This window comes from Amycolatopsis lurida, assembly GCF_900105055.1.
Lineage (GTDB): Bacteria > Actinomycetota > Actinomycetes > Mycobacteriales > Pseudonocardiaceae > Amycolatopsis > Amycolatopsis lurida.
Window position 1 is genome coordinate 332,343 of record NZ_FNTA01000002.1, and the last position, 26,674, is coordinate 359,016.

Consider the following 26,674-nt stretch of genomic DNA (forward strand, 5'->3'; position numbering starts at 1 on the left):
GCTGGGAGATCGTCGGCGACGAGATCTGCGCCTCGCGGGTCGGACTCGACACGCGCAGGCGTTGATCGGGAGCTAGACCGCGCGCCAGCGGGCCGTCGGCAACGCGGGGACCCGGTGGCCGCGGTGACCGGTCATCTCCTCGTTCGCGAACAGGGCGTTGAGCACCGCTTCTTCGGTCGCCTGCACCACGGCCTCGAAGAACGGGTCGAGCCTGCCCCACGGGACGAACCGGAGGCTTTCGTACTCGGCCTCTTCGGTCCGGGGGAACCGGCTGGTGAGCGCTCCCGGGTTCGCCGTGCTGAAGGCGAGGAAGAGGTCGCCGGAGAAGTGGGAGCCGGCGGTGCCGGTGCGGGCGAGACCGAGCGGGACGCGGCGGGCGAGGGACGTGCACTGGCCGGGCAACAGAGGAGCATCGGTACCCACGATCACGATCACCGATCCCGCGCCGGACGGCGCCGCCCAGTCCTCTTCCATCGGGTTGTCGGCGGCGAGTTCCGCTCCGACGTGCTCACCCGCGACGGTGAGTTCGCGGCGTGAGCCGAAGTTGGCCTGTACCAACGTTCCCACGGTGTACTCGTCGTCCCCGTAGGACACGACGCGGGAGGCCGTGCCGGTGCCGCCCTTGAAGCCGTAACAGGTCATCCCGGTTCCGCCGCCGACAGAGCCTTCGCTGACCGGGCCTGTTCGCGCGGCGTCGATCGCGGCGATGGCGTGTCCACTGTGGATCGTCGCTGCGGTGCTGTCGTTCAGGTAGCCGTCCCAGGTCTCGGCGACCACCGGCAGCAGCCATTCGGCGGCCACGTCGGGCCGTTCGCGCACCACCCAGTCGATCGTGCCGCGATGGCACGCGCCGACGGCGTGCGTGGAGGTGATCAGCACCGGCAGGGTCAGCGAACCGGTCTCGGCCAGCCACGCGGTACCGGTCATCTCGCCGTTGCCATTGAGGGCGTACGTCCCGGCCGCGCACGGCACGGCGAAATCCTTTCGCCCGCGCGGCAGGACGGCGGTGACGCCGGTGCGCACCGATTCGCCTTCGACGAGGGTCGTGAAACCGATCTCGACGCCGGGGACGTCGGTGAGCGCGTTGTGCTCGCCGGTCCGGCCGGGCAGCGGGACACCCAGGTCGCGGGCGCGGGTCATGGACGGTCCTCCAAGGGATTCGAGGTGGCTGTGCGGGCGTAGGAAAGCAACATCGCTTCGGCGGTGGCGGTTTCCAGCGTCGGCACGGCCTGCGTGAGGTGCAGGCCGTAGCCGTCCTCCAGCGCGACGAGGTTCCGCGCGATCGACACCGCGTCCGCGGTCAACGTGAACTCGCCGGTGGCGGCGCCCGCTTCGAGGATGCCAGTGTAGATCCGGACCTGTTGCTCGTAGAGCGTGATGTGCCGGGCGGCGTACACGGGATCGCGGCGGGCGATCGTGCCCAGTTCGTAGAGCAGTACGCAGAGTTCGTCGTCAGGGCCGGTGGGCAGGCCGCTGCGGATCATCGCGAGCAGGCGGCCGGACGGGGTCGTCTTCGCGCCCGCGGCCAGCTCCCGCGCCGAACAGAACCGCGCCACCGCCTCGCGCTGCACCTCTTGGAGCAGGTCGGTGAGGGTGGGGAAGTAGTACAGGACCGAACCCGGCGACAGGCCCGCGCCCTCGGCGACGTCCCTCAGCCGCAGGTTCAGCACGCCGCGTTCGAGGACGGCCCGTCTGGCCACCTCGATCAGTTCGATACGTCGCTCCGCCGCCTTGCTGGGTCTCGCCATGCGCCCATTCTTCGAATCTTGTTCGAAAAACGCAAGGGCTGCGCGCGATCAGCCCTTGACGTCACACGACTGAAGGCCTTTGATGCGTGCTCAACGGTTTTTCGAAGGAGATTCAAGGAACCCACCTTGTAGGAGGTCGGCCGTGTCCACTCCCGCCCTGCGCCGCGGTCTGCGCACCCTCGGCACGCTGCTCATCACGCTCTCCGCGATCAGCCCCGCCTCGTCGGTCTTCATCATCGCGCCGGGGGTGATCTCCGGGGCCGGGACGGGCGCCTTCTACAGCTTCGTGGCGGCCGCGGTCGTCGGTGTGTTCATGGCCTTCGTCTACGCCGAACTGGCGTCGGCGTTCCCGCTGGCGGGCGGCGAGTACGCGATCGTCACCCGCACTCTCGGCCGCTTGCCCGGCTTCGCCGTGCTGGGGCTGATGATCATCACGCAGGTGCTCATCGTCGCGGTGATCGCGCTCGGCGTCGGCACCTACCTCGGCGTGCTCCTGCCCGGCGTGCCCGGTTCGGTCATCGCCGCCGTGACCTGCGTGGTCGCGGCCGTCGTCGGCATCTTCGACATCAAGCTCAACGCCTGGGTCACCGGGATCTTCCTGGCGATCGAGATCCTCGCGCTCATCGTGGTCAGCGCCCTCGGACTGCTGAACCCGGCGCGGTCGTTCACCGATCTGCTGGCGCATCCGGTCGCCTCGGACGGCGGCCCGGCCACGGTCGGCGCCATCGCGATCGCCACCTCGGTCGCGATCTTCGCCTACAACGGCTACGGCTCGGCCGTCTACTTCGGCGAGGAGACGCAGGACGCGTCACGGGGGATCGCCAGGGCGATCCTGCTCGCGCTGGGCATCACCGTGCTCGCCGAACTGGTCCCGGTGACCGCGGTCCTGCTCGGGGCGCCAGATCTGAACGCGTTGTTCGCCTCGGAGAACATGCTGTCCTACTTCATCGATTCGCGCGGCGGCGGAACCCTCGACACGGTGCTCGGGCTGGCCGTCGCGCTCGCGATCATCAACGCGGTGCTGGCGATCGTGCTGATCAGCTCGCGGATGCTGTTCAGCAGCGGCCGCGACCGCGCGTGGCCCCGGCCGGTCAACCGGGCGCTGGCCGCGGTGCACCCGAAGTTCGGGACGCCGTGGGTGGCCACGGTCGGCACCGGCCTGGTGGCCGCGCTGCTCTGTTTCGTCGACCCGAAACTGCTGCTGGTGGTGACCAGCACGTCGATCGTGGCGGTCTACGCGGCGCTCTGTCTCGGCGCGATCGTCGGAAGGCGCACCGGTGCCACCGCGCACGCCAAGTACCGGATGCCGTGGTTCCCGGTCGCACCGGTGCTGGCCCTGGCGGTCCTGATGTTCGTGGTCTATCAGAACCTGCTCGACCCGGCGGTGGGGCGGCCGAGCCTGATCGTCACGGCCTGTGTCGCGCTGCTGTCGATCGCGTACTACGTCCTGGTGCTGCGAAGGAAGGGTGGCTGGAAGCTCGCCGACGTCACCGAGGAGAAGGCCGACGAGCCTGCTTGATCAGGTGTACTCGGCGATCTCCACGCCGTACGTGCCCGGTTCGAGCGCTTCGAAGATGTGCGGCACGTCGCCGGGATAGCAGATGTAGTCACCGGGCAGGAGTTCGACCGGCTCGTCCAGCGGGCCCACCTTGGCGCGTCCCGCGCTGAGGACGATGTGCTCGACGATGCCGCTCATATGCGGATCCGAGAGCCGCGGTTTCCCGGGCTCGGCGCGGATCAGGTACACGTCGCGCCGGGCGCCGGGCGGGCACGAACTGAGCAGCGTGCAGGCGTAGTCGGCGTGTTCGGCGAACACCGTCGGCCCGCTGCCCGAGCGGATGACCTGCACGCGGGGGCGTTCGGGTTCGACCACCCGGGAGAAGGGGACGTCGAGCGCGACGCACAACGCCCAGATCGTCTCGACGCTCGGATTCCCGGTCCCGGACTCCAGCTGCGAGAGCGTGGATTTCGCGATGCCGGCGCGTTTGGCGACCTCGGTGAGAGACAGCCCGGTGCGGGCACGTTCCCGGCGCAGGGACATGGCGATGACGTCCAGGGGTGCGCCGTCGGACGCGGTCGGGGACATGCGTTCGCTCCATCGGTCGTTGCGTTCGCCTTGACGAACACGGCTGCGTTCGTTCATTGTATGACGCTATGCGTTCGATATGGCGAACAACCACTCGTGTCCTGGGGCGCGATCTTCTCCGTGACATCGGGCTGGTCTGCCTCGCCGACACCATTGTCGGCATCTCCTACGGCGCCATCGCGGTGGGCTCCGGCTTCCCGATCTGGGCGCCGATGCTGCTTTCCGTGCTGGTCTTCGCCGGTGCCTCGCAGTTCATGTTCGTCGGCATCATCGCCGCCGGCGGCAGCCCGGTCGCGGCCGTCGCGGCGGGGTTGCTCGCCAACGCGCGGCATCTGCCCTTCGGTTTCGCGATCGGCGACATCCTGGGGAGGCGGTGGTCGTCGAGGATCGTCGGCAGCCACCTGATGATCGACGAATCGGTCGCGTTCGCCCTGGCCCAGCGCGACGAAGAGCGGCGCAAGGCGGCGTACTGGGTGTGTGGGATCGGGCTGTTCGTCTGCTGGAACGTCGGCGTTCTCGCCGGTGCTTACGCCGGGACGGCGATCAGTGACACCGACGCTTTCGGCCTCGACGCGGCCTTCCCGGCGGTCTTGCTCGCACTGGTCCTGCCGTCACTTCGCGACCGCGCCGCCCGGCTGCCGGTGCTCGTCGGTGTGGCCGTCGCGCTGTCCACCACGCCGTTCCTGCCGGCGGGGCTGCCGGTGCTGCTCGCGCTGGTCGGCGTGCTCGCCGGAGTGGCCGCGAAGGAACCCGCCGACCGTGAACCCGAGGGAGTGCACTGATGGACCCGCTGGACTTGATCATCGCCGGCGGCGTGCTCGCGGCCGGGACCTTCGCCTTCCGGTTCGCCGGGCCGGTCCTGAAGGCGCGGTTCACCGTGTCGCCCAAGGCCGAGAGACTGATGGCGCGTTCGGCCGTCGTCCTGCTGGCCGCGCTGGTCGCGGTCGCCGCGCTCACCGAGGGACACGAGTTCGCCGGATACGCCAGGCCCGCGGGAGTCCTGGTCGGTGGCGTGCTCGCCTGGCGCAAGGCGCCGTTCGCGCTGGTCGTCGTGGCGGCCGCCGCGACCGCCGCCCTGCTGCGGCTGGCCGGGGTCCCCTGACCTGGCCGTTCCCCGAAGCACCTAAGCTAGGGGGAAGGTCTTTCGGGAGGTCGGGTGGCGATCGCGACGGGGGCACGGCCGGTGGTCGGCGTGCTCGCACTGCAGGGCGACGTGCGGGAGCATGCCGCGATGGTGGAACGCGCCGGTGCGCGTGCACTGCCGGTCCGCCGCGCGAGCGAACTGTCCGAAGTGGACGGTCTGGTGCTGCCGGGCGGCGAGTCGACCACCATGTCGAGGCTGCTGGAGACCTTCGAACTGCTGGACCCGCTGCGCGAGCGCATCGCGGACGGGATGCCCGCGTTCGGCTCCTGCGCCGGAATGATCCTGCTCGCCCGGCAGGCCCTCGACGGGCGGCCTGACCAGCGGCAACTCGGCGGGCTCGACGTCGTCGTCCGGCGCAACGCGTTCGGGCGGCAGGTGGACTCCTTCGAAGCCGACCTCGACTTCACCGGCATCGAAGGCGGCCCGGTGCACGCTGTGTTCATCCGCGCCCCGTGGGTCGAAAAGGCGGGCGACGGGGTGGAGATACTCGCCAGTGTCCCCGAAATGCCGGGCTCCGAGGACGCGGCCGCTAGGATCGTCGCGGTCCGGCAGGGGGCGGTACTCGCCACGTCGTTCCACCCCGAACTCACCGGGGACGAACGCGTGCACAGGCTGTTCGTCGACCTCGTGCGACAGGCTTAGCAAAACCGACACTGTGCTCAGCGGCGGGCACAGGAGTAGATGGAGGAGAGATGAGCGGCCACTCCAAGTGGGCCACCACGAAGCACAAGAAGGCCAACCTGGACGCGAAGCGCGGCAAGCTCTTCGCCCGGTTGATCAAGAACATCGAGGTGGCGGCCCGGACCGGCGGTGGCGACCCGGACGGCAACCCGACGCTCTACGACGCCATCCAGAAGGCCAAGAAGAACTCGGTCCCGCAGGACAACATCGAGCGCGCCCGCAAACGCGGCGCCGGTGAAGAGGCCGGTGGCGCCGACTGGCAGACCATCACCTACGAAGGCTACGGCCCGAACGGTGTGGCCGTGCTGATCGAATGCCTCACCGACAACAAGAACCGCGCCGCCATGGAGGTCCGGACCGCGCTCACCCGGAACAACGGCTCGCTCGCCGACCCGGGTTCGGTCGCCTACATGTTCAACCGCAAGGGCGTCGTGATCATGCCCAAGGGTGACGCGGGCGAGGACGACGTCCTCATGGCCGTGCTCGACGCGGGCGCCGAAGAGGTCAACGACCTCGACGAGAACTTCGAGATCGTCTCCGAGGCGACCGACCTCGTCCCGGTCCGGAAAGCCTTGCAGGAGGCCGGTTTCGAGTACGAGTCCGCGGATCTCACGTTCCTGCCGTCGGTCAGTGTCCCGCTGGACGTCGAAGGCGCGAAGAAGGTCTTCAAGCTCATCGACGCGCTCGAGGACTGCGATGATGTGCAGAACGTCTACGCGAACTTCGACGTGTCCGACGAGGTCATGGCCGAGGTCGGCTGACGGTTGCTCGCGACGACGTGCGGAACGTCTACGCACTGCGCCGGATTCCACGTGTCCGACGAGGTCATGGCCGAGGTCGGCTGACGGTTGCTCGCGACGACGTGCGGAAGGTCTACGCACTGCGCCGGATTCCACGTGTCCGACGAGGTCATGGCCGAGGTCGGCTGATCGATTTTCCCGCCATGCCGCGGAAAATCGGTCCCGGGGCTAGGTGCGGGCGCTCGCGTGGGGCACAATGTCGCGCGTGACGACCTCCGAAGCCGACGCCCTCACCGCCGAAGAATCCGAACTCATCCAGTGGATCGAGTCGCAGGCGCAGGCGAGAGGGAACGCCGTCATCGCGGTCGAAGGCGACGAAGAGGAAGCGAACTTCTGCTTCACCGCGTGCGCCTGGGCACTGCACAACGTCGCGGAAGCGGTCGTGATCGGACTGCCCGAGCACATGGGGCCGGTCCTGCTAGACGCGTACGTCGACCGCGCGGCCGCCGGCGAGATCTTCGAGGTCGGCAAGCGGTACGACGATTTCTTCGAGGGCGCGCCGGTGGTCTTCGAACGGGTCGCGAAGGGGCACTATCCCGAGTACTTCGGGAGCGCGTTCCTGATCTACCCGGACGGGGACTTCCCGGCGTTGCAGCTGATCGTCGCCACGCCGGACGGGCACTTCCCCTGGCATCCGGACGCTCCCGAGGGCTTCGCACGGTACCAGCCGGTGCTGACCGAATCCGGTGACCCGGAGAGCTGGACGCCGGGCGTCGACGGCCCCTGAGGCACCGCTGTTCGGATGTCGTAAGTACATGAAGGACCCCTTCACGGCGCTGGGCGCAGGGAAGGGGTCCTTCATGTACCAGGACACTTCTGCCTGAAGTCTGCAGTCCGTGAAGGCCTCCTTACCTACCCTGAAGGTTGTGAAGGAGGCCTTCACGGACTCGGGGATCGTCACCTCGGCCTCAACGGCACCACGCGCCACAACGGCTGCGCGTGAAGGCCCCCTTCCCTCGGGTCAGCCGGAGGAACTCGGCCTTCGCGCTTGTCCAAGTACATGAAGGACCCCTTCCTTGCGTCTAGCGCCGTGAAGGGGTCCTTCATGTACTTGGACGAACGCAGCCGCCGACCCCCGGGAGCCCCAGCGCTCACTCAAGCCAGAGCGCCAGGTCCGCAGCCGCGTCCGGCCACTCGGCGGCCAACGCGGCCGCGGACCGGAACTCCACGCAGTCGTCCGTATAGGGCGGCACCACCACGGTCCCGGCCAGGCTCCACTCGCCGGTGCTCACCGATGCCTGCCAAACCCCGGCGGGCACCACCACCTGCGGTCGCTGACCCGCCGCGACGTCCGGCCCCAGCACCGGCCGCGTGATCCGCCCGTCCGGGAACAACAGCAGCATCCGCACCGGCGCCCCGGCGTGGTGCGCGTAGATCTCCAGCCGATCCAACCGGTGCGGCGCCGAGGTTTCCGGCGGCACCAGCAGGTAATAGATCGCGGACGCGGTTTCATCGCGCCAGCTCTGCGCCCAGCGGCCACCCTCCACAGGCAGCGGCTGAAGACCCAGATGGGCGGTGAAGTCGTCGGGACTCGGCATGTCCTCATCCTGCCCGCCCCACGCTCCGGGTAGCCTCGGATCTCGAACTGATGTTCGCCGGAGCGGAGGAAACGCGTGCGGGTACTCGGGGTCGACCCCGGTCTGACCAGGTGCGGGCTCGGAGTGGTCGACGGCGGCACGGGCCGCACCGTCCGCGCCGTGGCCGTCGACGTCGTGCGGACCCCGCCGGACGCCGATCTTGCCGTACGCCTGCTGGGGATCTCCGACGCCGTCGAGCGCTGGCTGGATCGCTACAAGCCCGAGGCCGTCGCCGTGGAACGGGTTTTCGCGCAGCACAACGTCCGTACCGCGATGGGCACCGCGCAGGCGGGCGGCGTGGTCGCGCTCGCCGCGGCCAAACGGGGACTGCCGGTCGTGTTCCACACCCCGAGCGAGGTCAAGGCCGCCGTCACCGGGTCCGGCCGTGCCGACAAGGCACAGGTCACCGGTATGGTCATGCGGCTGCTCGGGCTCGAGGTCAAACCGCATCCGGCGGACGCCGCGGACGCGCTCGCGCTCGCCATCTGCCACCTGTGGCGCGAGCCGATGCGGGTCCGGCTCGCCGAAGCCGAGGCCAGGGCGGCCGAGATCGCCAAGAACCACAAGGCCAGGCTCGCCGCCGCGGCCAAACAAGCCAAAACGCAGGGAGCGGCTCGATGATCTCCTCGGTACGCGGTGAAATCCTCTCCATCGGTCTCGACCACGTCGTGATCGAGGTCGGGGGAGTGGGCTTCGCCGTGCAGGCCACCCCTGCCACCCTTGCGACGCTTCGCCGCGGCGAGGAGGCGATGCTGCACACCGCGCTCGTGGTCCGTGAGGATTCCTTGACGCTGTTCGGTTTCGCCGACGCCGACGCCCGCGAACTGTTCGGTCTGCTTCAGACGGTCTCCGGGATCGGCCCGCGGCTCGCGCTCGCGACACTCGCCGTCCTCGATCCCGACAAACTGCGCTCCGCGCTGGTCGAAGGCAACATCACCGTGCTCACGCAGGTGCCCGGCATCGGGCGCAAGGGCGCCGAGCGGCTCACGCTCGAACTCCGTGACAAGGTCACCGCGCTCGCGGGCCCGACCGACGGTTCCGCGGCGGTCGTGGCGCCCGGCGCGCTGCGGGGTGAGGTCGTCGAGGCGCTCGCGGGCCTCGGCTTCCCGGCCAAGCAGGCCGAACAGGCCGTCGACAAGGTGCTCGGCGAGGGCGATGGCCACACGACGTCGTCCGTGCTGCGCGCCGCGTTGGCCGCCCTCGGGCGTAAGCGGTAACCGGCCACATGGACTATGACGCAGTGACGGAATTCGAGACCGATGGCGACACTGAGACGCTCTCGGCGCTGCCGCAGACAGGCGAACGCGAGGTCGAGACCACGCTGCGCCCGCGCAAGCTGGACGAGTTCGTCGGCCAGCCGCGGGTGCGTGAGCAGCTCGAACTCGTGTTGGAAAGCGCGCGACGCCGGGGTGTCCCGCCGGATCACGTCCTGCTCTCCGGTCCGCCGGGGCTCGGCAAGACGAGTATGGCGATGATCGTCGCCGCCGAACTCAACGCCGCCATCCGCATCACCTCCGGGCCGGCGCTGGAACGCGCGGGCGACCTGGCCGCGATGCTGTCGAATCTGGCGCCCGGCGACGTCCTGTTCATCGACGAGATCCACCGCATCGCCCGCCCCGCCGAGGAGATGCTGTACCTCGCGATGGAGGACTTCCGTGTCGACGTCGTCGTCGGCAAGGGGCCCGGCGCCACCAGCATCCCGCTGGAGATCGCGCCGTTCACGCTGGTCGGCGCCACGACGAGATCCGGTTCGCTGACCGGCCCGCTGCGCGACCGGTTCGGTTTCACCGGCCAGATGGAGTTCTACAGCGACAGCGAACTCGAACTCGTCGCCCGCCGCGCCGCCACGATCCTCGACATCGACATCGACCGGGACGGCTGCGCGGAGATCGCCCGCCGGTCCCGCGGCACACCCCGGATCGCGAACCGGCTCCTGCGCCGGGTGCGCGACTACGCCGAGGTCCGCGCCGACGGCAAGGTCACGCGCAAGATCGCGCGGGCCGCGCTGGAGGTCTACGACGTCGACGAACTCGGCCTCGACCGGCTCGACCGTGCGGTGCTGACCGCACTGGTCCGCTCCTTCGGCGGCGGCCCGGTCGGTGTGTCCACGCTGGCCGTCGCGGTGGGGGAAGAACCGACCACCGTCGAGGAGGTGTGTGAGCCTTACCTGGTCCGCGCCGGTATGCTCGCCCGCACTCCTCGCGGCCGGGTCGCCACAGCGGCCGCGTGGGAACACCTCGGCCTGCCGGTCCCGGCCGGTGCCACGCGCGGCGAGCAGGGCGGACCGAACCTGTTCGACCAGGACTGACCGGACCGTTCACGCGGTCCGAGGCCCGTGGTGACGACGGGTGGTGGTGGAGTTTCCGCTGGCACCTGGCACACTCGGAGAGAGCACACCCCGCCAAACCGGACAAAACAGCGCACCGCGCGGCGTCCGCTCGAAATGGAGAATCATGAACCAGTTATTGCTGCCGCTGCTCCTGATGCTCGTTGTGGCGATTCCGCTCGTCATGGGCACCCGTAAGCAGAAGAAGGCGGCGGCAGCGCAGCAGGAGCTGCTCGCGAGCCTGGCTCCCGGTGACCGGGTGATGACCACCTCCGGTCTTTACGCGTCCGTCGCCGACGCTTCCGCCGACACCACGATCGACCTCGAGATCGCTCCGGGCGTCGTGACCACCTGGCTGCGCCAGGCCGTCCGCGAGAAGGTCGAGCCGGTCGTCGAGACCGACGAAGACGTCACCGACGCCACCGACACCGACGAGGTCGTCGAGGCGCCGGTCGTCGAGTCGAAGGACGACGAGCGCGTCGAGGAGAAGTCGGGCGCGCAGATCGCTCCTCCGCTGGAGCACGGCAAGAAGTAGCGCTTGTAAGGCCATCCCCGACACCAGACTTTCGTAGGTGCGGGGCCAACGCCGGGCTCACGCAGCACCGAGTAGTGTCTCGGTGCTGCGTGCGTGTCCGTCGTCATAGTCGTGCTCGTTCGCGGTACCGCCGGACTCCCGTCCAGTGAGTGAACAGCCAAGTCCATTGGGGAACACCCAGTCCGTCCGAGGAGACCGAAGCACAGTGGCCGCACCGGCCGGGCATCTCCGCCCGGGACGCTATCTCGCCTTCTTCGCCCTGATCGTGGTGGCGCTGTACGCCCTGGTGTTCTTCACCGGTAGCGGCAAGCCGACGCCGAAGCTCGGCATCGATCTGCAAGGCGGCACGAGGGTCACCCTGACCGCCCGAAACCCCGACGGCGGCGACCCTCCGCGAGAGTCCCTCGAACAGGCCCGCTCGATCATCGAGCGCCGGGTCAACGGTATCGGCGTCAGCGGCACCGAGGTCGTCCTCGACGGCAGCAACGTCGTCATCACCGTCCCCGGCGAGCAGGGCGACCAGGCCAAGAACCTGGGCAAGACCGCGAAGCTGGGCTTCCGGAAGGTCGTGACGTCGCAGCCGGTGACCCCGGTTCAGCAGCCGTCGACCCCGCCCGCTTCGGGCGCGCCGTCATCGGCACCGTCGGCGCCCCCGGCCTCGCCGGGCGCGAGCGCCCCGCCGAGCAGCCCGGCCAACGGTGGCGGTGGCGCCGCCGGCGCGCCGCAGCAGCAGCCGGGCGAGAATTCCGACGAGAAGACCAAGAGGGAGATCGAGGAGGCCCGGAACCTCCGGCAGAACCCCGATCTGCTGTCGACGGACCAGGCGAAGCAGGCTGCGGCGGCCGAAAAGGCCTTCGCCGCGCTCAACTGCGACCCCAAGATCGCGGACCCGCTGGTCGGCAACGACCTCACCGACAAGCCGCTGGTCGCCTGCGGTGACAAGAACACCATGAAGTACCTGCTGGAGCCGGAGTTCCTGCCCGGAACGGAAATCTCCGACGCCTCCTCGATCTACGACACCCAGAACTCCCAGTGGGTCGTCAACCTGAACTTCAAGGGTGAGGGTTCCCGGATCTGGGGCGACTTCACTTCGAAGAACGTCCAGAAGCAGGCCGCGTTCGTCCTCGACACGCAGGTTGTCTCCGCGCCGACCATCCAGGCGGCGATCCTCGGCGGCCAGACGCAGATCACCGGCCGGTTCAGCCAGACCGAGGCGAAGGACCTGGCGGATGTGCTGAAGTACGGTTCGCTGCCGCTGTCGTTCGAGTCCTCGGACGCGACGACGGTGTCCGCGACGCTGGGTCTCGCGTCGCTGCAGGCGGGCCTGATCGCCGGCGGTATCGGCCTGCTGGCCGTGTTCATCTACTGCATGTTCTACTACCGGCTGCTCGGCCTGCTGACGATCCTGTCGCTCGGCCTGTCGTTCGCGATCGTGTACGGGGTCCTGGTGCTTCTGGGGCGGTGGATCGGCTACACCCTCGACCTCGCGGGTGTGGCGGGCCTGATCATCGCGATCGGTATCACCGCGGACTCGTTCGTCATCTACTTCGAACGGCTGAAGGACGAAATCCGCGAGGGCAGGACGTTCCGGTCCGCGGTCCCGCGTGGCTGGTCCCGAGCCCAGCGCACGATTCTCGCGGCCGACGCGGTCAGCTTCCTCGCCGCGGCGATCCTCTACCTGCTGGCCGTCGGTGACGTGAAGGGCTTCGCGTTCACCCTCGGCATGTCGACGGTCCTCGACCTCGTGGTCGTCTACCTCGTCACGCATCCCCTGGTCGCGATGGTGTCCAGGTCCAAGTCGAAGTTCCTGTCCAACCCCAAGAACCTCGGCCTCGGTGCCGTGCAGGAAGTGGGTTCGGACCGCAAGGCCGCTCGCGCCGTTCCCGGCCGTACGAACGTGAAGGAGGCGTGACCGTGGTCGACGAGAAGAGCACCACCGAGAACAAGCACGAGAGCGTCTTCCGCCGCATGTACGTGGGCACCGGCGTGTTCGACGTCGTCGGGGTCCGCAAGCGCTGGTACCTCTTCTTCGGAGCGCTGGTGCTGGTGTGCATCGCCTCGATGGGGGTCAAGGGCTTCAACTTCGGCATCGACTTCGAAGGCGGCACCCAGATCCAGCTGCCCGCCAACGGCAAGAGCGGGCAGATCACCGAAGAGCGGGCCAAGGAGGTCTTCGCCGACGCCCTGGGCAAGCCCGCGGACGAGGCGCAGAAGGTCGGCTCCGGTGCCTCGTCGACCATCCAGCTCCGCTCGGACACCCTGGACGCGGCCGAGGTCGCCAAGGTGAAGCAGGCCCTGTTCCAGGAATTGGGCCCGATCGGGTCCAACGGGCAGCCGAGCGTCCAGGCGATCAGTGACAGCGCGGTGAGCGCGTCCTGGGGCGGTGAGATCTCCCGGCAGGCTCTGATCGCGCTCGGGGTGTTCCTGCTGGCGGTCACGTTGTTCCTGGCGTTGTACTTCGACCCGCGAATGGCGGCCGCGGCACTGGTCACCCTGCTGAACGACATCGTGGTGACGGCGGGCGTCTACTCGCTGATCGGCTTCGAGGTCACGCCGGCGACGGTGATCGGTCTGCTGACGATCCTCGGGTTCTCGCTGTACGACACGGTGGTGGTGTTCGACAAGGTCCGCGAGAACACGCGCGGCCTGCTCGGGCTCACCCGCCGGACCTTCGGCGAGGCGGCCAACCTGGCGTTGAACCAGACGCTGATGCGGTCGTTCAACACGTCGTTGATCGCCGCCCTGCCGATCCTCGGGCTGCTGGTGATCGGGTACCTCCTGCTCGGTTCCGGCACCCTGCAGGAACTCGCGCTGGTGCAGCTCACCGGCACCGTCGTCGGTGTGCTGTCGTCGGTCGCGCTGGCGACTCCGCTGCTGGTCGACTTCAAGATGCGTGACCCGAAGTTCCGCCAGCAGGCCGATCGGGTCGCTTCGCGGCGCGCGAACCAGGCCCGCAAGGCCGCCGAGCGCGACGACGACTTCGACCCGAACGACGAGGACGCCTTGGCCGCCGAACTCCGCAAGGAGAAGGCGTACGCCGCCGCGGCGAGCGTTCCCGCCCGGAACCAGAAGGCCCACAAGGGCCGTCCGTCGGGCAAGCGCAAGAGGTAGTCGAGTTCAAACCCCCGGAAAGGTCCTCTCCTTGCGAACTCCGTGAGGGAAGGACCTTTCCTGGTGTTCAGGAGAGCAGGAAGCACATGGAGCTGGACAAGGCACTCGACCTGATCGCCGACGTGCCGGACTTCCCGGAACCCGGCGTGCTGTTCCGGGACTTGAGCCCGTTGTTCGCTGACGCGGCGGGCTTCAAGGCCGTGACCGACGCACTGGCCGCCACCGTCGATCCCGACGTGGACCTGCTGGCGGGCGTGGAGGCACGCGGATTCCTGCTGGCCGCCGCGGTCGGCTACGCCCGTGGCCTCGGTGTCGCGCTGATCCGCAAGCCGGGCAAACTGCCCCGCGTCGCGGGCAGGGTCGGTTACACGCTGGAGTACGGCACCGCGACCGTCGAACTCCCCGAAGGTGTCGTCGAGCCCGGCCAGCGTGTCGCGGTCCTGGACGACGTGCTCGCGACCGGTGGCACGGTCGCGGCGACCTGCAAACTGCTGGAAGACGCGAAGGCGCAGGTCACCGGCGTTTCGGTGGTGATGGAACTCGGCGCGCTCGGTGGTCGTTCCGTGCTTGAAGGGCGCCGTGTGGAGGCCCTCCGGGTGTGTTGACCGGGCGTACCAAGTGAGCCGCGAGGGGGAGCGGTTACCCTTGATGTCCGAAGGCCGCACGAAGCGCAGGAGGTGCGGGTGAGCCAAGAGCTCGATGCCGCGGTGTCCTCGAAGGACGGCACCGAGCAGAACGGTGCGGCGCGACAGGGGGCAGCGCCGACGCCGTCCGCGACACGCCGTGTGCGTGCCCGCCTCGCCCGCCGGATCACCGCGCAGCGCGCCGCGCCGGTCAAGCAGGTTCTCGAACCGCTCGCCGTCATTCACCGCGAGCTGCATCCCAACGCGGATCTCGCGCAGCTCCAGCGCGCCTACGACGTCGCCGAAGAACTCCACCGGGAGCAGCGGCGCAAGTCCGGCGACCCGTACATCACACATCCGCTCGCGGTCGCGACCATCCTCGCCGAACTCGGCATGGACACCACGACGCTGGTGGCGGCGCTGCTGCACGACACCGTCGAAGACACCGGCTACTCGCTGGAGAGCCTGAAGGCCGACTTCGGCGAGAAGGTCGGCGAGCTCGTCGACGGCGTCACCAAACTGGACAAGGTCAAGCTCGGCACGGCCGCCGAGGCCGAGACCATCCGCAAGATGGTCATCGCGATGGCGCGCGACCCGCGCGTGCTGGTCATCAAGCTCGCCGACCGGTTGCACAACATGCGCACGATGCGCTTTCTGCCGCCGGAGAAGCAGGCCAGGAAGGCCCGCGAGACCCTGGAGGTCCTCGCCCCGCTGGCGCACCGGCTCGGCATGGCGACGGTCAAATGGGAGCTGGAGGACTTGGCCTTCGCCATCCTGCAGCCGAAGAAGTACGACGAGATCGTCCGCCTGGTCGCCGATCGCGCGCCTTCGCGCGACACGTACCTGCGCTCGGTGATCACCGAGCTGACCGGCAACCTCGAAGGCTCGCGGATCACCGCCAAGGTCGAGGGCAGGCCGAAGCACTACTACTCGATCCACCAGAAGATGATCGTCCGCGGCCGCGACCTCGACGACATCCACGATCTGGTGGGCGTGCGGATCCTGGTCGAGGATGTCCGAGACTGCTACGCCGCGATGGGCGTCGTCCACGCGCTGTGGCAGCCGGTCCCCGGCCGGTTCAAGGACTACATCGCGCAGCCTCGTTTCGGTGTGTACCAGTCGTTGCACACCACCGTGATCGGGCCGGACGGCAAACCGCTGGAAGTCCAGATCCGGACCTACGAGATGCACCGCACCGCCGAATACGGCATCGCCGCGCACTGGCGGTACAAGGAGACCAAGGGCACCCACAACGGGAACGCCGTGGACGTCGACGAGATGGCGTGGATGCGCCAGCTCCTCGACTGGCAGCGTGAAGCGGCGGACCCGGGAGACTTCCTCGAGTCACTGCGCTACGAACTCGCTTCGCGCGAGATCTTCGTGTTCACGCCCAAGGGTGACGTGATCACGCTGCCGGTCGATTCGACGCCGGTCGACTTCGCCTACGCCGTGCACACCGAGGTCGGGCATCGCTGCATCGGCGCCCGCGTCAACGGCAGGCTCGTCGCGCTCGAGCGCAAGCTGGAGAACGGCGAGGTCATCGAGATCTTCACCTCGAAGGCCGAGACGGCCGGGCCGAGCCGCGACTGGCTGCAGTTCGCCGGTTCGCCGAAGGCCCGCGCGAAGATCCGGCAGTGGTTCGCCAAGGAACGCCGCGACGAGGCGATCGAAGGCGGCAAGGAGGCCATCACCAAGGAGGTCCGCAAGGTCGGCCTCCCGATCCAGCGGCTGGTCTCCGCCGAGTCGATGGGCGCGGTCGCCACCGAACTGCGGCATCCCGACATCAGTTCGCTGTACGCGGCCGTCGGTGAGGGCCACACCAGCGCGAAGCACGTCGTACAGCGGCTGGTCGCGCTCATCGGCGGGGTCGACGAGGCGGAAGAAGAGCTCGCCGAGCGCGCGACACCGTCCACGGTCACTCGCCGGCGCGGCTCGAACGACGTCGGTGTCGTGGTGAAGGGCGCCAGCGACATCTGGGCCAAGCTCGCCCGCTGCTGCACGCCGGTGCCCGGCGACGAGATCCTCGGTTTCGTCACGCGAGGCGGCGGCGTCAGCGTGCACCGGACCGACTGCACCAACGCCGACGACCTGCGGGCCCAGCCCGAACGGCTGGTCGAGGTCGAATGGGCGCCGTCGGCGTCCTCGGTGTTCCTCGTCGCGATCCAGGTCGAAGCGCTGGACCGGCATCGTCTGCTCTCGGACGTCACGAAGGTGCTCGCGGACGAGAAGGTCAACATCCTGTCCGCGTCGGTCACGACGTCGCGCGACAGGGTGGCGGTCAGCCGGTTCTCGTTCGAGATGGGCGACCCGAAGCACCTCGGACACGTGCTGAAGGTGGTCCGTGGTGTGGAGGGCGTTTACGACGTCTATCGGGTGACCTCGGCGTCCTAGCCGGTTCCGCGGACGAAGGCCCACGCACTGCGGTTGAGGGTGTCCTCGATCCCGGTGAAGCCTTCGGCCGGGCTGATCCCCTCCTCGACCAGGTCGAGGTCCGGATCGTCGGCCGTGCCTCCGCGTCCGTCGGGGCCGACGGCGAATATCACCGCCGGATCACCGCCGGGGTCCATGATCCCGGGGACGGCGTTGGACAGGTCGGTGTGCCAGCTGCCCGACATGTGCCCGGCTTCGTGGCTGGTGATGTTGCCGACCGCACGGCCGACGAACGCGATCCTGTCGCCGCCGGTGCCGAGGTAGGTGTTGAGCGACCAGGCCGGTCCGGCGGGCGAGCTGATCTCGTCGAGCAGCACCAGTGCGGTCTCTTCCTTGCCGAAGTTGCCCGCGTCGATCGACTGCGCGATCCCGATGGTGTGGATGCCGGATTCGACCGTGGTGCCGCCGACGACGATCCGGCTCACGTTCGGCTGTCCCCAGGGATCCGCGTGATCCCGGCTGTTGAGGACGCGCAGGGCGAACCTCGGGTTCGTGCCTTTGGCGATGAGGTCGCGTTCGAGGTTCTCCTTGACGGCGGCGATGATCGCGTCGGTCAGCGCGCGTTCGTCTCCGGCGGTGAGACCCCAGCGCGGCAGAAAGGCCGAGAGCGGTGAGAGATCGCGGATACCGCCGCCGGTGCCGAAGATCGAGGTGTTGACCCTGGCGCCGTCGAAGTCCAGGAAGATCGTGTGGACGTTGCCGCGCGGCGCGGTTTCCGTGCCGGGACGGAACGCTTCGAGCTTGATGTCGTACGCGTTTTCGCCCGTCTCGACACCGAGCCGGTAGCGGCCTGCCTTCGGCGCCACGAAGTCCACGACGGCGTTGCCGCCGCCGGGCATCGGTGAGGCCGTCGAGAAGATCGCCGTGGCATCCTGCGAGGAGCCGAAGACCTCGCGCCCGGCGGGGTCGTACACCGCGAGCCGCGTCCCGCCCCCGGCCACCGACGCGCCGAGCACGTCTCCGGCTCGCAGGTCGACCGAGTAGTAGTCGAGGTCGCCACCGCTCTTGCCGCTCGTGATCGCCAGTTCGTACGGCCCCTCGGTCCCGGCGCCGCCGCCGGTGCCGGGCTTCGTGGGATCCGACGGCAGACCGAACGGGCCGGAGCCCACCACGAGGAAGAACTCGCGGCCGGGCGGGATGGTGAACGTGAGCGTCGAGTCGGTGGACCCGCCGACGTTGTTGTTGATCGCCCACAGACCATTTCTGTCGTACAACGCGAGAAGCGTGTCGAGATCGCCGGCCGGGGTCAGGGTCCGCGCGGAGAACGTCACCGGGGTGGCCCCCGCGCTCAAGCGGTAGAAGTCGAAGTCGCCCGTGCCGTCACCCGCACGGCCGTAAGGCCCGTCGCCGATGGTGCCGCTCGTGCGGATTGCCCGGCGCTCGGCGCCGACGCCGGTTTCGGTCGCGAGACCGAAGGCGTCATCGGGCTCGGCGGCCGGGGGAACGGTGGGAACCGAGGAGTCCGGTTTCAGATTGCCGGTCAGGCGGGCCTTGGAGTTTTCGCCGCGCCGGGTGCCGAAGCCGGTGATGTGCTCGGCGTCGGCGGGGGAATCGTTGGCGCCGGATTTCCCTGTCGGTTCCTTTTCCTTGTAGGGCAAGGGGTTCTGGGGCACAGCTCGGCCTCGTGCCGTACTTTTCGCCGCCCGGTCTCGAAGCACGGCCGCCCAGTCCGTCGTCGCCGGACGGTGGGGGAACATCAGCAGGGGATCGGGCTGGATCCGCGCGGGCGCCGCCGTGGCCGTGGACGGCCCGCTCAGCAGGGCGGAGGTGAGCATAGCGATCGTGAGAAGTCCGAGCGCGCGTTTCGCCATCGAGTTCCCCCTTGCTCGTTGGACGACCAGAAAACCACAGAGGGAACGCGCTGCAAGCCGCCTTTCGGAGGCTATGTCGCGGAGGCGGAGCTGGGCCGCGGCGCCTGCCAGGCGTAGAAGACCCGGACGGGTGCCGGGCGGCGAGTTCGTGCCGGAGGCGGGGTGTGGGGCCTCCGGCGAGGTAGAGCACGAGACCTGCCGGGTCGTCACCCACGCCGAGCAGCCACGAGGTGAGCCAGAGCACCGCGGTCGTCCCGGCGACGAGCCACAGCATCGGACCATCTTGCCCACATTCGGCTGGTTGCGGTGGAGGCACGCACTTAGGGTGCGGAACATGACTGACGGGTTCGAATTCACTCGCGACGGCGAAGTCGCGCGGCTGACGTTCACCAGGCCGGAGAAGATGAACGCGATCACCTACGGGATGTGGTCGGCGATCCCGGACGTGGTGGCGCGGGTGGAGGCGGATCCGGCGATCAAGGTCCTCGTGCTGACCGGCGCGGGCGCGCACTTTTCGGCGGGCGCGGACATCAGCGAGTTCCGGGAGCTGCGGTCCACCGCCGACGCGGCCGAGACCTACGACAAGGCCGTCGACGGGGCCGTGGCGGCGCTGACTTCCTCCCGGAAGCCGACGGTCGCGATGATCCAGGGGAACTGCATCGGCGGCGGATGCCAGATCTCGGTCGCGTGCGATTTCCGCTTCGCCGCGGAGGGCTCACGCTTCGGGATCACTCCGGCGAAGCTCGGGATCGTCTACCACTTCGACTCCACCCGGCAGCTGGTCTCACTGGTCGGCCCCGCGAACGCGAAGTACTTCCTGCTCTCGGGTGAACTCGTCGACGCGCGGCGGGCGCGGGAGATCGGGTTGCTGAACGACGTCTTCCCGGCCGATGAGCTGGAGGCAGCGACCGCGAAGTTCGTCGACACGCTGGCTTCGCGTTCGCAGGCATCGGTGCGCGGGATGAACCGGATCATCGAGAAGATCGTGGCGGGACAGCGGGAATCCGATGCCGAGGTCGACGAGATCCGGCTCGGCGCCCTGCACGGCGAGGACTACGCCGAGGGGGTGGCCGCGTTCCTGGCGCGGCGGCCGCCGAAGTTCACCCACCGCTGAGCTAGATCTCGTCCCAGGGATTGCTTTCGTACGCCTCGGTGAGGATCTGGCTCGTCTCCGGAGCGAACGGCAGCACGACGTCGTCGACCGACGCCACCGGCCAGCCGACCGACTCCGAATTGGTCAGGAAAACGGCGTCGTACCCGGGGAGATCGGCGGGGTGGACGTCGCGGATCTCCTGTGGGATCCCGTTGCGTTCGAGGCCGCGTCGCACCAGTTGCTGACTGATGCCATCGAGCACTGGCGCCTGCGGCCAGACCACCGTGCCGCCGTCGAGGAAACCGACGTTCCAGATCGACGCCTCGCTGATCCGGCCCTGGTGGTCGACGAACAGCGCGTCGTCGTATCCCGCCAGCTTCGCCTCGCGCGTGTGGTGGAGCAGGCCGAACGTACCGACGTGCTTGACCTCCGGGAGCACCCGTTCGTAGTGCACGGACCGCAGGCGCAACGGTGTCATCACGGGCTCCCGGGGCGGCCCGGTCCGGACGAGGACGTCCGGTGCCGCCGGTGCGCCGGGGTCGGACCAGTCCAGCGCCCGGGAGAAGATCAGCACTCGCACGGACAGCGCGTCCTCGCCCCGGATGGCCTGCCGTACGTACCCGCGCACCGCCTCGGTGTCGAGGTCGTGGGCGAACATGCGCCGCGTGCTCGTCGCGAGACGGCGGAGGTGGACGTCCAGGCCGCGGACCTTGCCGTCGCGGACCTGCATCGCGGTGAAGTGGCCATAGCCGAACGCGCCCGCCAGGTCTTCCGACCGGGCGGGCGCGCCGTTGACTTCCAGCTTCACGTCAGGCGTTGACCGTGACGCCGGTGAACTTGACCTCGGTGTTGGGCGGGCCGGTGCCGTCGCCGTTGCCGGCCTGCGCGTTCGCGCCGGCCTTGGCGACCTTGTCGAGCACCTTCAGGCCTTCGTCGGAGATGCTGCCGAAGACCGAGTAGTCCGGGGACAGTTCGGCCTCGCCGTAGACCATGAAGAACTGGCTGCCACCGGAGTTCGGCTGCTGCGTCTTCGCCATCGCGAGGATGCCGCGGCCGTACTTGATCTCCTTGAACGCCTCGTCCGGCATCGTGTAGCCGGGGCCGCCCATGCCACTGGCCTCGGGGTCACCGCACTGCAGCATCTGCAGGCCGGTGGTGCCGAGCCGGTGGCACTTGGTGTCGTTGAAGTAGCCCTGCTGCGAAAGGCTGATGAAGCTCTGCACGGCGCACGGCGCGAGCGCCCGGTCGAGCGTCAGCGGGATGTCGCCCGCCGTGCTCTTCAGTACGACGTTCACCGTGCCGTTCGAAGAGACGTCCTTGCCTTCCGGCTTGTTCACCTTCTTCGAAGCCGGCTTGCTGGCGTCGTCCTTGTAGTCACAGGCCACCGGGTTCGCCAGCGGCGTCGGCCGCTTCGGCATCGGAGCGCGCTCCGTGGGGATGGTGACCTCGGGGGTCGGAGGAGCCGAGCTCGGGGAAGCGTCGGAGGCGGCATCGTCACCACTGTTGCTGCTGACGATCCACCACACCGCGCCCGCCACGATGGCGACGACGCCGACGACCGCTACCGAGCCGACGATCCTGCGCCGCTTGGCCTGTTCGGCCCGTCGCACGATCTGTCGCTCGAGCTTGCGCTTCGCGGCTTCGCGGCGCTGCTGGTTGGTCGGCACCCGCCCTCCCGGTTTCCACTCGATGTCACACGTCTGAGGTAGCGGGAGTCTATTGGCACAGCCTGTGAGGCCCCCGTACAGGGGCCGCTAGGCTTACTTGATCGTGATCAGGGCCATCCTGTCACCTGTTCGGCGGAAGAATTGAGGAGGCGTTTCGTGCTGGTTGTCGGTTTTCCGGCAGGCCCCCTCGAAGCCAACTGCTATCTGCTCGCCCCGGAGGGTGGCGGGGAGTGCGTGATCGTCGATCCCGGGGAGGACGTCGTCGAACCGCTCGAGGCCGCGCTTTCCACGCACGGCCTGATGCCGGTCGCGATGCTCGCCACCCACGGCCACCCCGATCACGTCGCTTCGGCGGACGAGATCGGCGCGCGCCACGGAATACCTCTCTATCTGCACGAGGCGGACCGGCCACTCCTCGGCCGGGACGCCGGAGAACGGAAGGACGGGATCGTGCCACTCGCCGATGGCCCGCTCGGGCTGGCCGGACTGGAGATCACGGTGTCCGGTACACCGGGGCACACCGCCGGTTCGGTGGTCTTCGGGCTGACCTCCGCCGAGGGTGGCCGGATCGTGCTCACCGGGGACAGCCTGTTCGCCGGTTCGATCGGCCGGTCCGCCGGGGACGGTGACGAGCTCGTGCGGTCCCTCGGTGCCAAGGTGATGACGATGCCCGACGACACCGTCGTCCTCCCGGGCCACGGCCCGGCCACCACGATCGGGCAGGAGCGGGCGGGAAACCCGTTCCTGGCCGGGACGGGCGCCTGATGACCGAGCCGACCGGAACCCCGGAGACCCCTGAACGTCTCCCGCTGTTCCACGACGACCCCAAGCTGCGCCGCAGGCGTGGCTGCTCCAGCATCGCCGGAGTCGTGATCTTCGCGGCCGCGTTCGGCGGGATCGCCGGACTGATCGGTGGGGAGATCGCCGGGCTGGTGGTCGCCGGCGTGATCGCGGTACCGCTGCTCTACGTCATGTTCTACAACCTGCGCCGCCGCGTCTGGCTCGAAGGCGACACGCTCATCGTGCGGACCTGGGGTGTGCGGCGGATCGACCTGACCGCGGCCGAGCGCATCGACCTGGTGATCAGCGACGTCCGTGGCACCCGGACGGTCAGCCTGCTGGTCAACGCGGGCAAGCGCCGCAAGGTCGCGAAGGTCGATCTGGCCGTCTATTCCGGTGCGGGCGGCCGGGAGCTGGGCATCCTGCAGCTGCGCAAGCTGGCGAACGCGCTGCTGAACAACACCGAGGCGAACGGCCTGGTGTTCTCGGAACTACTGGTGGCCCAGCTGAAATCGGAGGCACGCGGGGACGCGGCGGCGGAGCGGCCGCTCTACCGCCTGGCCTCGGCGGCGCCCGCCGGGAAGTACATCCAGCGGTTCACGATGGAGGCGGTCAGCCGGTTCGTGGCGACCCTGGACTGAGCCGCGCGGACGGCGCTCGGCCTCGTGAGTGGTAAGGACGGTTAGAACCGTCCTTACCACTCACGAGGTTTCGGTCCGGGTCTCCAACTTCTCCAGCCGCTCCGAGTGCTTGAGCGTCGCCCGGACGTCGTCGAGCGCGGCGGCGATCCTGGGTACCGCCTCGACGGCTTCCCATGTCGAGACGAGCACGCGCCGCGCGACGGCGAACGCTGCGTCGAAAACGTCGAACATGGCCCCTCCGATCACGCGGCGAATCTCGGGTGCGGCCTCTTCGTACCCGACTCCGGCGCGTGATCGCGCGGTGGGCTCGCGCTTTGGGGCGCTTGTGGTCACAGGGTCTGTTGGGGCTCCCGCGAGGCGATCAGCGCGGCGAGCACGGTGGTGACCGGGACCGCCGCGACGATGCCGACGCTGCCGGCCAGCGTCCGGACGATCTCCTGCGCGATGTCCTCCGCGCCGAGGATCGAGCCGAGCCCGACTCCGGAAAGCGAGGTGTACAGCAGCACCGGCAGCGCCGCCCCCGCGTACGCCATCACGAGCGTGTTGACGGCCGAGCCGACGTGGTCCCGGCCGATCCGCAGGCCCGCGCCGTACAGCTCACGCCAGCCGAGCGACGGGTTCGCCCGCCGGAGCTCCCACACCGCGCTCGTCTGCGTCACCGTGACGTCGTCCAGCACACCGAGCGCGCCGATCACGACGCCCGCCAGCAGCAGACCGCGCGCGTCGATCCCGTGCCCGAGCGACCCGATCAGCTGGGACGTGCTGTCGTCGAGCCCGGTCAGTGACGCCGCCGCCGAGAAGATCGCGGACAGGATTCCGATCAGGACCAGGCTCACCAAGGTGCCCAGCACCGCCACCGAAGTTCTCGCGGACAACCCGTGTGTCAGGTACAGCGCGACGAACATGATCGCGCCCGCGGCCGCGATCGCCACCAGCAGCGGGTTTTCCCCGGCGAGGATCGACGGCAGCACGAAGAACGCCAGCACCAGGAAGCTCAGCCCCAGCGCGGCCAGCGCGGCGAGCCCCCGCCAGCGGCCCAGGACGATCACCGCGAGCGCGAACAACCCGGCGAGCAGCAGCAACGGCGTACCGCGCTGGAAGTCGACGATCTGGAACGACGCGGGGTTCGCGACATCGCCGCCGTTGTAGGACAGCACCACCTCGTCACCCGCGGCGAACCGCGGCGTGCTCGGCTCGATGGGAAGCGTCAGCTTCAGCGGCTTCCCGGCTCCAGGGCCGTCGGTCATCGTCAGGTCGCTGGTGAGGCACGGCTTCGCGCCCGGCGGCGGCTCGCCGACCTGCACCTGGCCTTCGGCGAGACACGGACCGGTGATCGTCCCGGTGACCGTCGCGTTCACCGGGGTTCCCTGTGGGAAGACGCTTTTCGCCGGATCCTCGCCCCACGGGTAGAGCACGATCATGCCGGCGACGGTGGCGACGGCGAGCGGGATCAGCAGCCACATCAGCAGGAGCCGGACCCGGCGCGACGCGGGTGCCGCCGGTCCGTGGCCGTGCGAGTGCCCGTGACCGACCGGTGGTTCGGGCTTCGGTTCCGGGGCGCGACGTCTCCCCGGTTCGGCCTGCCGTGGCCGCTGGGCCGGGGGACGGGGGCGCCGCGCCCCCTCTGGCTGCGGAGTCCGGCGCGGCGAACGGGACGTTCCGGGCGAACGATCGGACGGGGTGTCCGTTACCCGGCGAATCGGGCCGGTGTCGTCGTCGGAGAGGTCGCGGCGGTTCACCCGCATATCCTCCACAGTCCTCGCCGCGTGGCGCACACGGCCTAGCCGAACGCCTGCCGAAGGTGGACACGGCGATAGGCCGAAGGCGGGGTGTCGAAGTGATCGAGGAAGGCTTGGCGCAGTGTCTCGGTCGAGCCGAAACCGCACCGTCTCGCGATCGAGGTCAGCGGAAGTTCGGTGCCGCACAACAGTTTCGCGGCGTTCTCGGTCCTCGCCGCCCGGACGTACCTGCTGGGCGTGGTGCTCAGGTGCGCGTCGAAGAGCCTGGTCAGCTGCCGGGTGCTGATTCCGGCCCGTTCGGCGAGGACGGCGGTGCCGAGATCGCCTGCCAGGTGCTCCGCCACGTACGCGGTGATGTCGCGGACGAGCCGGTTCTCCGGCGGCGGGCCGGACAGGAACATGCTCACCTGCGCCTGGTTGCCCGGCCGCTGCAGGTAGGTCACCAGCATCCGGGCGACCTCCCTGGCCACACTCGGGCCGTGGTCGGCCTCGACGAACGCGAGGGTCAGGTCGATTCCGCTGGTGACACCCGCCGCCGTGTAGACGTTGCCGTCACGCACGTACAGCGGCACCGGGTCCACGTTCACCTGCGGGTAGCTCGTCGCGAGCCGGTTCGCGAACCGCCAGTGCGTGGTGGCGCGCCGCCCGTTGAGCAACCCGCACGCGGCGAGCACCGTCGCGCCGGTGCACACCGAAGCGACGCGGCGGCTCTGCTGCGCGAGCCTGCGGACGTGGGTGACGACCCTCGGATCGGCGGCGGCCGCCTCGTGCCCGGTGCCGCCCGCGACGATCAGCGTGTCCAGTTCGCCGGTCACCTGGTCGAGCCGGTGCTGTGCCTGCAACGTCAACCCGGACTCGCAGCGGATTCCGCGTCCGTCGACGCTCGCGAGCATGATCTCGTACCCCGGCTTGCCGCCGAGTTTGGTCGCGGCGTCCAGGACGTCCGACGGACCGGCGATGTCGAGCAACTCGGCGTTGCTGTAGCCGACGATCAACACTCGTCTGGGTGAACCCGGCATGATCGAACGCTACCAGTAGTGCCCGGCCGTCGGACGTTGTTCGCAGGAATCCGGACATCCGGACCACCACGGTCGGGCGCCTGCGACACCGTTGTCCTATGACAGACGACAAGAAGACGATCGCGTTCGTGGTGTATCCGGGGATGACCCCGCTGGACATGGTCGGGCCGCTGACCGTGCTGGACGGGATGGCGAGCACGGCGCAGGAGTACCGGACGGTCGTGGTCGGCGAGACGAAGGACCCGGTCACCACCGACAACCCGCTCAAGCTCGTGGCGACCCACACCTACGACGAAGTCCCGTCGCCGTACGCGCTGCTCGTGCCGGGTGGCGCCGCGCCGACGCTGAAGGCGCTCGCCGACGAGAAACTGGTGGGATACCTGCGAACCGCCGGCGCGAACGCGGAACTCGTGACCTCGGTGTGCACGGGTTCGCTGCTGCTGGGGCAGGCCGGACTGCTGAAGGGCCGCAAAGCCGCGACGCACTGGATGTTCCGTGAACTGCTGGGCGCGTTCGGCGCGGAGCCGGTCGCCGAACGGTGGGTGGAGGACGGGAACGTGATCACCGCCGCCGGGGTGTCGGCGGGGATCGACCTCGCGCTGCACCTGGTCGAGCGGCTCGTCGGCGCCGAGATCGCCCGGACGATCCAGTTCGTCATCGAATACGACCCGGAGCCGCCGCAGGGCCCGCTCGATTGGTCGAAGCGGCCGTATGGGGATCTCAAGCCCCTGCTGGAGCACACACTGAACGAGGCACTCGCGGACGAACCCGCGCTGCGGGACAGGTTGCTCGCGCACACCGGGAAGTAAGAGGCGGCCATCCGGGTGAGAAACCGCTGTCACGGGGACGGCACCGGGTTACAT

28 protein-coding genes are annotated in these 26,674 nt (G+C 69.1%); 18 read left to right on the plus strand and 10 right to left on the minus strand.

What is annotated here, in order from left to right:
• Positions 1-72 precede the first annotated feature (72 nt).
• Together BLW75_RS01655 and BLW75_RS01660 are read right to left on the minus strand one after the other, a co-directional pair.
• Complete coding sequence (locus tag BLW75_RS01655; RefSeq protein ID WP_034307808.1) at positions 73-1,140, minus strand: DmpA family aminopeptidase; 1,068 nt, start codon at positions 1,138-1,140, stop codon at positions 73-75.
• Positions 1,137-1,748 (minus strand): TetR/AcrR family transcriptional regulator, encoded by a 612-nt coding sequence (locus BLW75_RS01660; protein WP_034307805.1) that lies wholly within the window; start codon positions 1,746-1,748, stop codon positions 1,137-1,139. Before BLW75_RS01660 ends, BLW75_RS01655 begins: the two co-directional genes overlap by 4 nt.
• A 142-nt stretch (positions 1,749-1,890) precedes the next feature.
• Between BLW75_RS01660 and BLW75_RS01665 the strand changes: the two genes are divergently transcribed.
• Positions 1,891-3,267, plus strand: coding sequence for an APC family permease (locus BLW75_RS01665; RefSeq protein WP_034307803.1), 1,377 nt, complete (start codon positions 1,891-1,893; stop codon positions 3,265-3,267).
• On the opposite strand, the gene BLW75_RS01670 is transcribed toward BLW75_RS01665, so the two are convergent.
• A complete protein-coding gene (locus tag BLW75_RS01670; RefSeq protein WP_034308044.1) occupies positions 3,268-3,834 on the minus strand; it encodes a helix-turn-helix domain-containing protein in 567 nt (188 codons plus the stop codon).
• 68 nt (positions 3,835-3,902) lie between these two features.
• On the opposite strand from BLW75_RS01670, the gene BLW75_RS01675 reads away from it, so the two are divergent.
• From BLW75_RS01675 to BLW75_RS01695, 5 genes are all read left to right on the plus strand, one after another.
• On the plus strand, positions 3,903-4,616 hold the full coding sequence (locus BLW75_RS01675; RefSeq protein WP_034307801.1) for an AzlC family ABC transporter permease: 714 nt from the start codon (positions 3,903-3,905) through the stop codon (positions 4,614-4,616).
• Positions 4,616-4,936: an AzlD domain-containing protein gene (locus BLW75_RS01680; RefSeq protein WP_034307799.1), complete on the plus strand. Its 321-nt coding sequence runs from the start codon at positions 4,616-4,618 to the stop codon at positions 4,934-4,936. The genes BLW75_RS01675 and BLW75_RS01680 overlap by 1 nt, the downstream gene beginning before the upstream one ends.
• A gap of 54 nt (positions 4,937-4,990) precedes the next feature.
• On the plus strand, positions 4,991-5,620 hold the full coding sequence (gene pdxT / locus BLW75_RS01685; RefSeq protein WP_034307796.1) for a pyridoxal 5'-phosphate synthase glutaminase subunit PdxT: 630 nt from the start codon (positions 4,991-4,993) through the stop codon (positions 5,618-5,620).
• A 50-nt stretch (positions 5,621-5,670) separates the two neighbouring features.
• A complete protein-coding gene (locus tag BLW75_RS01690) occupies positions 5,671-6,420 on the plus strand; it encodes a YebC/PmpR family DNA-binding transcriptional regulator (protein WP_016334762.1) in 750 nt (249 codons plus the stop codon).
• A gap of 235 nt (positions 6,421-6,655) precedes the next feature.
• Complete coding sequence (locus BLW75_RS01695; protein ID WP_034307792.1) at positions 6,656-7,186, plus strand: DUF4262 domain-containing protein; 531 nt, start codon at positions 6,656-6,658, stop codon at positions 7,184-7,186.
• A 364-nt stretch (positions 7,187-7,550) separates the two neighbouring features.
• On the opposite strand, the gene BLW75_RS01700 is transcribed toward BLW75_RS01695, so the two are convergent.
• Positions 7,551-7,997: a cupin domain-containing protein gene (locus BLW75_RS01700; protein WP_034307790.1), complete on the minus strand. Its 447-nt coding sequence runs from the start codon at positions 7,995-7,997 to the stop codon at positions 7,551-7,553.
• 75 nt (positions 7,998-8,072) lie between these two features.
• Here BLW75_RS01700 and ruvC point away from each other — a divergent pair, with 75 nt between their 5' ends.
• The 8 genes from ruvC (at position 8,073) to BLW75_RS01740 (ending at position 17,022) form a co-directional block, all read left to right on the plus strand.
• Entirely contained in the window at positions 8,073-8,657 is a 585-nt protein-coding gene (gene ruvC, locus BLW75_RS01705; protein ID WP_034307787.1) for a crossover junction endodeoxyribonuclease RuvC, read from the plus strand.
• Positions 8,654-9,253 carry a Holliday junction branch migration protein RuvA gene (gene ruvA, locus BLW75_RS01710; RefSeq protein WP_034307784.1) on the plus strand — a complete coding sequence of 200 codons (600 nt, stop codon included), beginning with the start codon at positions 8,654-8,656 and terminating at the stop codon, positions 9,251-9,253. The genes ruvC and ruvA overlap by 4 nt, the downstream gene beginning before the upstream one ends.
• An 8-nt stretch (positions 9,254-9,261) precedes the next feature.
• On the plus strand, positions 9,262-10,344 hold the full coding sequence (gene ruvB / locus BLW75_RS01715) for a Holliday junction branch migration DNA helicase RuvB (RefSeq protein WP_034307782.1): 1,083 nt from the start codon (positions 9,262-9,264) through the stop codon (positions 10,342-10,344).
• A 145-nt stretch (positions 10,345-10,489) separates the two neighbouring features.
• Positions 10,490-10,897, plus strand: coding sequence for a preprotein translocase subunit YajC (gene yajC / locus BLW75_RS01720; protein ID WP_034307779.1), 408 nt, complete (start codon positions 10,490-10,492; stop codon positions 10,895-10,897).
• 205 nt (positions 10,898-11,102) lie between these two features.
• On the plus strand, positions 11,103-12,809 hold the full coding sequence (gene secD / locus BLW75_RS01725) for a protein translocase subunit SecD (RefSeq protein WP_034307777.1): 1,707 nt from the start codon (positions 11,103-11,105) through the stop codon (positions 12,807-12,809).
• Positions 12,810-12,865: 56 nt separating this feature from the next.
• Positions 12,866-14,008: a protein translocase subunit SecF gene (secF, locus tag BLW75_RS01730; protein WP_241783413.1), complete on the plus strand. Its 1,143-nt coding sequence runs from the start codon at positions 12,866-12,868 to the stop codon at positions 14,006-14,008.
• Between the two features lie 86 nt (positions 14,009-14,094).
• Positions 14,095-14,613: an adenine phosphoribosyltransferase gene (locus BLW75_RS01735; RefSeq protein WP_034307775.1), complete on the plus strand. Its 519-nt coding sequence runs from the start codon at positions 14,095-14,097 to the stop codon at positions 14,611-14,613.
• 78 nt (positions 14,614-14,691) lie between these two features.
• Positions 14,692-17,022 (plus strand): RelA/SpoT family protein, encoded by a 2,331-nt coding sequence (locus BLW75_RS01740; protein ID WP_034307772.1) that lies wholly within the window; start codon positions 14,692-14,694, stop codon positions 17,020-17,022.
• On the opposite strand, the gene BLW75_RS01745 is transcribed toward BLW75_RS01740, so the two are convergent.
• The gene (locus BLW75_RS01745) at positions 17,019-18,872 is read right to left on the minus strand and encodes a PPC domain-containing protein (RefSeq protein WP_034307771.1); all 1,854 of its coding nucleotides are present in this window, start codon (positions 18,870-18,872) and stop codon (positions 17,019-17,021) included. The two genes, BLW75_RS01740 and BLW75_RS01745, sit on opposite strands and share 4 nt — an antisense overlap.
• 334 nt (positions 18,873-19,206) lie before the next feature.
• Here BLW75_RS01745 and BLW75_RS01750 point away from each other — a divergent pair, with 334 nt between their 5' ends.
• On the plus strand, positions 19,207-19,986 hold the full coding sequence (locus BLW75_RS01750) for an enoyl-CoA hydratase-related protein (RefSeq protein ID WP_034307768.1): 780 nt from the start codon (positions 19,207-19,209) through the stop codon (positions 19,984-19,986).
• A gap of 1 nt (position 19,987) precedes the next feature.
• Here BLW75_RS01750 and BLW75_RS01755 read toward each other — a convergent pair whose 3' ends face one another.
• Positions 19,988-20,773, minus strand: a complete 786-nt coding sequence (locus tag BLW75_RS01755) for an aminotransferase class IV family protein (RefSeq protein ID WP_034307766.1) — start codon at positions 20,771-20,773, stop codon at positions 19,988-19,990.
• A gap of 1 nt (position 20,774) precedes the next feature.
• Positions 20,775-21,632, minus strand: coding sequence for a peptidylprolyl isomerase (locus BLW75_RS01760; RefSeq protein WP_034307764.1), 858 nt, complete (start codon positions 21,630-21,632; stop codon positions 20,775-20,777).
• 156 nt (positions 21,633-21,788) lie between these two features.
• Here BLW75_RS01760 and BLW75_RS01765 point away from each other — a divergent pair, with 156 nt between their 5' ends.
• Positions 21,789-22,397, plus strand: coding sequence for an MBL fold metallo-hydrolase (locus BLW75_RS01765; RefSeq protein WP_034307762.1), 609 nt, complete (start codon positions 21,789-21,791; stop codon positions 22,395-22,397).
• Positions 22,397-23,053 (plus strand): hypothetical protein, encoded by a 657-nt coding sequence (locus BLW75_RS01770; protein ID WP_034307760.1) that lies wholly within the window; start codon positions 22,397-22,399, stop codon positions 23,051-23,053. The genes BLW75_RS01765 and BLW75_RS01770 overlap by 1 nt, the downstream gene beginning before the upstream one ends.
• 60 nt (positions 23,054-23,113) lie before the next feature.
• Here the strand turns inward: BLW75_RS01770 and BLW75_RS42660 are convergent, their stop codons facing one another.
• The 3 genes from BLW75_RS42660 to BLW75_RS01780 form a co-directional block, all read right to left on the minus strand.
• Complete coding sequence (locus BLW75_RS42660) at positions 23,114-23,284, minus strand: hypothetical protein (protein WP_158005365.1); 171 nt, start codon at positions 23,282-23,284, stop codon at positions 23,114-23,116.
• Positions 23,285-23,382: 98 nt separating this feature from the next.
• Positions 23,383-24,792 (minus strand): YibE/F family protein, encoded by a 1,410-nt coding sequence (locus BLW75_RS01775; protein WP_034308038.1) that lies wholly within the window; start codon positions 24,790-24,792, stop codon positions 23,383-23,385.
• A gap of 41 nt (positions 24,793-24,833) precedes the next feature.
• Positions 24,834-25,811, minus strand: a complete 978-nt coding sequence (locus BLW75_RS01780; RefSeq protein ID WP_034307757.1) for a GlxA family transcriptional regulator — start codon at positions 25,809-25,811, stop codon at positions 24,834-24,836.
• Between the two features lie 98 nt (positions 25,812-25,909).
• Between BLW75_RS01780 and BLW75_RS01785 the strand changes: the two genes are divergently transcribed.
• A complete protein-coding gene (locus BLW75_RS01785; RefSeq protein WP_034307754.1) occupies positions 25,910-26,620 on the plus strand; it encodes a DJ-1/PfpI family protein in 711 nt (236 codons plus the stop codon).
• Positions 26,621-26,674 lie beyond the last annotated feature (54 nt).